The sequence below is a fragment of the Nostoc sp. UIC 10607 genome (assembly GCF_047228265.1).
Taxonomy (GTDB): Bacteria; Cyanobacteriota; Cyanobacteriia; order Cyanobacteriales; family Nostocaceae; genus Nostoc; species Nostoc foliaceum_A.
This window is the reverse complement of record NZ_JBIQNW010000195.1, coordinates 1-1,131: the sequence shown is the minus strand read 5'-3', so window position 1 is coordinate 1,131 and position 1,131 is coordinate 1. Positions and strand designations below refer to the sequence as shown.

Here is a 1,131-nt window from a genome sequence, read left to right as displayed (position 1 = left end):
ATACCAATTTTATATGAAGCTGCATATAATAGAGAAAACAAACTCGATAAATTAAAATAACCATGAGCCGCCCTTTTAAGATTGAAATCGCAGAGAGCGAAGAAGAACTTAAAAAACGTCTACAAACAGCGAATTTAGGAAATCATAAAGAAAAGCTTATGATGCTGTGGTGGATAAAAAGCGGCCAGGTTAAGGAGCAGCAAGAAATCGGAAAACGCTTGGCAAAAGATACTTCAACGGTCACAAGATGGTTGCAGAAGTACAGAACTGATGGCATATCAGGCTTATTAGAAATTAAAAAAGCACCAGGAGCAAAACGGAAAATCGATGATGCTGCGATCGCAGCACTTGAGGAGGAGTTAAAAACAGAAAAAGGCTTTAGTAGTTATGGTGCAATAGTTGAGTGGTTAAAAGAAGAACACGGACAAGATATAGAGTATGCAACGGTTTATGCCTGGGTTCGATATCGATTAGGAGCAAAACTAAAAGTGCCACGTCCTCAAAGCCATAAGCAGGACGAAAAGTTGGTATCTGAGTTTAAAAAAAACTCGGAATCATTCTTAATTGTCTAGAAGAACATCTAGCACCCGGCAAGTGTGTTCGGTATCTGTGTCAGGATGAAACTAGGGTTGGACTGAAAACTCTCACAGGAAAAGTGATTACAGCCTCAGGTGTTAAACCTACTGTTGAGGTGAAATGGCCACGAGAAAACTTTTGGATTTATGGTGCAATTGAACCATTGACTGGAGACCATTTCCTTTATGAGTACCCAAAACTGAATGGTGAGTGTTTTCAACAGTTTCTGGACTGGCTATCTGTGCAATTAGGTAGCGATTACGCTATTTTACAGATTGATCAAGCCCCTGCTCATATAAGTTCAAAGCTCCGTTGGCCGGAGAATATTATTCCTTTGTTTCAACCACCATCAGCCCCTGAACTCAATCCGATTGAAAGACTTTGGCAGCTCCTCAAAAAACCACTCAAAAATCAACTTTTCTCTTCTTTACAAGCTTTACGTAATCGCATCCAAGAAATATTCGACCAACTTACATTTGAGCAGGTAATTTCTATCTCTTCTTATAATTTTATCCTAGAAGCTCTTTTCTATGCAGCTTCATATTAAATTGGTAT

2 protein-coding genes are annotated in these 1,131 nt (G+C 39.0%); both read left to right on the top strand.

All coding sequences use genetic code 11. The features are described from left to right. Nucleotides 1-62: 62 nt before the first annotated feature. The gene (locus tag ACEYW6_RS36330) at nt 63-572 is read left to right on the top strand and encodes a helix-turn-helix domain-containing protein (RefSeq protein ID WP_412983625.1); all 510 of its coding nucleotides are present in this window, start codon (nt 63-65) and stop codon (nt 570-572) included. Further along, a complete protein-coding gene (locus tag ACEYW6_RS36325) occupies nt 554-1,123 on the top strand; it encodes an IS630 family transposase (RefSeq protein WP_412983626.1) in 570 nt (189 codons plus the stop codon). Before ACEYW6_RS36330 ends, ACEYW6_RS36325 begins: the two co-directional genes overlap by 19 nt. Nucleotides 1,124-1,131 lie beyond the last annotated feature (8 nt).

What these genes read in the sequence shown, in the direction of transcription:
- ACEYW6_RS36330 (WP_412983625.1), top strand. Translation starts at nt 63, where the DNA reads ATGAGCCGCCCTTTTAAGATTGAAATCGCAGAGAGCGAAGAAGAACTT.